This window comes from Sinosporangium siamense (assembly GCF_016863435.1).
GTDB lineage: Bacteria > Actinomycetota > Actinomycetes > Streptosporangiales > Streptosporangiaceae > Sinosporangium > Sinosporangium siamense.
The window spans coordinates 1-3,200 of the sequence record NZ_BOOW01000068.1; the positions used below are offsets into that span (position 1 = coordinate 1).

The 3,200-nt window shown below is 57.6% G+C and carries 1 rRNA gene; it reads right to left on the bottom strand.

What is annotated here, in order from left to right:
- Nucleotides 1-21 precede the first annotated feature (21 nt).
- Nucleotides 22-3,125, bottom strand: a 23S ribosomal RNA gene (locus tag Ssi02_RS38375).
- Nucleotides 3,126-3,200: the final 75 nt, after the last annotated feature.

A 3,200-nucleotide genomic window follows, 5' to 3' on the forward strand; every position in this document is an offset into this window, starting at 1 on the left:
ACACCACACAAGGAAAACCTTGTGGTCAAGTCCTCGGCCTATTAGTACCGGTCAGCTCCACACATTACTATGCTTCCACACCCGGCCTATCAACCCGATCGTCAACCGGGAGCCTTACCCCCTCACAGGGTGGGAGACCTCATCTCAAGGCAAGCTTCCCGCTTAGATGCTTTCAGCGGTTATCCCTCCCGAACGTAGCCAACCAGCCATGCCCTTGGCAGAACAACTGGCACACCAGAGGTTCGTCCGTCCCGGTCCTCTCGTACTAGGGACAGCCCCCTTCAAGTCTCCTACGCGCGCAGCGGATAGGGACCGAACTGTCTCGCGACGTTCTAAACCCAGCTCGCGTACCGCTTTAATGGGCGAACAGCCCAACCCTTGGGACCTACTCCAGCCCCAGGATGCGACGAGCCGACATCGAGGTGCCAAACCATCCCGTCGATATGGACTCTTGGGGAAGATCAGCCTGTTATCCCCGGGGTACCTTTTAGCCGTTGAGCGACACCGCTCCCACAAGCCGATGCCGGATCACTAGTCCCAGCTTTCGCTCCTGCTCGACCCGTCAGTCTCACAGTCAAGCCCCCTTGTGCACTTACACTCAACACCTGATTGCCAACCAGGATGAGGGAACCTTTGGGCGCCTCCGTTACCCTTTAGGAGGCAACCGCCCCAGTTAAACTACCCACCAGACACTGTCCCTGAACCGGATCACGGCCCCAGGTTAGACGCCCAAAACAACCAGAGTGGTATTTCACCAGCGGCTCCACCCGAACTAGCGTCCGAGCTTCACAGCCTCCCACCTATCCTACACAAGATGCCTCAAACGCCAATGTCAAGCTATAGTGAAGGTCCCGGGGTCTTTCCGTCCTGCTGCGCGTAACGAGCATCTTTACTCGTAATGCAATTTCGCCGGGTCTGCGGTTGAGACAGCGGGGAAGTCGTTACGCCATTCGTGCAGGTCGGAACTTACCCGACAAGGAATTTCGCTACCTTAGGATGGTTATAGTTACCACCGCCGTTTACCGGCGCTTAAGTTCTCAGCTTCGCAGACTTACGTCCACTAACCGGTCCCCTTAACGTTCCGGCACCGGGCAGGCGTCAGTCCGTATACATCGTCTTACGACTTCGCACGGACCTGTGTTTTTAATAAACAGTCGCTTCCCCCTGGCCACTGCGGCCCCCACCAGCTTCGAACGCAAAGTCCTACACCAGCGAAGGCCCCCCTTCTCCCGAAGTTACGGGGGCAATTTGCCGAGTTCCTTAACCACAGTTCACCCGAACGCCTCGGTATTCTCTACCTGACCACCTGAGTCGGTTTAGGGTACGGGCCGCCACGACACTCGCTAGAGGCTTTTCTCGACAGCATGGGATCACCCACTTCACCACAATCGGCTCGGCATCACACCTCAGGCTCAATGAGGAACGGATTTACCTGCTCCTCGCCCTACATGCTTACCCCAGGACAACCACCGCCTGGGATGGGCTACCCTCCTGCGTCACCCCATCGCTTACCTACTACCAGATCAGGCCAGGCGTTCACTCTGACGCCCCTCCCGAAGGAGAGACCGAGCTAAGGACCCTTAGTATCACCGGCCTCGATATTGGCGCGCCGTAGCGGGTACGGGAATATCAACCCGTCATCCATCGACTACGCCTGTCGGCCTCGCCTTAGGCCCCGACTTACCCTGGGCGGAAAAGCCTGCCCCAGGAACCCTTGGTCATCCGGCGCAGAAGATTCTCACTTCTGAAACGCTACTCATGCCTGCATTCTCACTCGCACCCCGTCCACCCCCCATCACCAGGAGGCTTCACCCAGAGCACGACGCTCCCCTACCCACCCACACCCTTCGGTGTGAGTGCCACGACTTCGGCGGTGTACTTGAGCCCCGCTACATTATCGGCGCGGAATCACTTGACCAGTGAGCTATTACGCACTCTTTCAAGGGTGGCTGCTTCTAAGCCAACCTCCTGGTTGTCACAGCAACTCCACATCCTTTCCCACTTAGCACACGCTTAGGGGCCTTAGTCGATGATCTGGGCTGTTTCCCTCTCGACCACGGAGCTTATCCCCCGCAGTCTCACTGCCACGCTCTCACTTACCGGCATTCGGAGTTTGGCTGACGTCAGTAACCCGGTAAGGCCCATCAGCCATCCAGTGCTCTACCTCCGGCAAGAAACACGCAACGCTGCACCTAAATGCATTTCGGGGAGAACCAGCTATCACGGAGTTTGATTGGCCTTTCACCCCTACACACAGGTCATCCCCCAGGTTTTCAACCCTGGTGGGTTCGGGCCTCCACCCAGTCTTACCTGAGCTTCACCCTGCCCATGCGTAGATCACTCCGCTTCGGGTCTACAGCATGCGACTCAAACGCCCTGTTCAGACTCGCTTTCGCTACGGCTACCCCGCACAGGTTAACCTCGCCACACACCATAACTCGCAGGCTCATTCTTCAAAAGGCACGCAGTCACATCACACACAGACTTGCGCCTGTGCACGCTCCTACGGCTTGTAGGCACACGGTTTCAGGTACTATTTCACGACCCCTCACCGGGGCGCTTTTCACCTTTCCCTCACGGTACTCGTTCACTATCGGTCACCAGGGAGTATTCAGGCTTACCAGGTGGTCCTGGCAGATTCACACAGGATTTCTCGGGCCCCGTGCTACTTGGGATCCCCTTCAGCAGTCCAGCAGATTTCGCCTACCCGGCTATCACGGTCTCCGGCCACCCTTCCCAGAGTGTTCGGCTACCCACTGGATTTTTCACTGCCCGACCCCCCAGCGGAAAGGTCAGAAAGGTCCCGCAACCCCACACACGCAACGCCCGCCGGCTATCACACGCGCATGGTTTGGCCTCATCCGCTTTCGCTCACCACTACTCACGGAATCACTCTTGTTTTCTCTTCCTACGGGTACTGAGATGTTTCACTTCCCCGCGTTACCACCAACCGCCCTATACATTCAGGCGGAGGCGACCCGACATGACTCGGGCCAGGTTTCCCCATTCGGACATCCCCGGATCAAAGTCTGACTGGCGACTCCCCGAGGCTTAACGCAGCCTTCCACGTCCTTCATCGGCTCCTGGTACCAAGGCATCCACCGTGTGCCCTAAAAAACTTGGCCACAAAGATGCTCGCGTCCACTATGCAAATCTCAAACGACAACCGGCAACCGATCAGCCCCGCCACCAGACCCAGG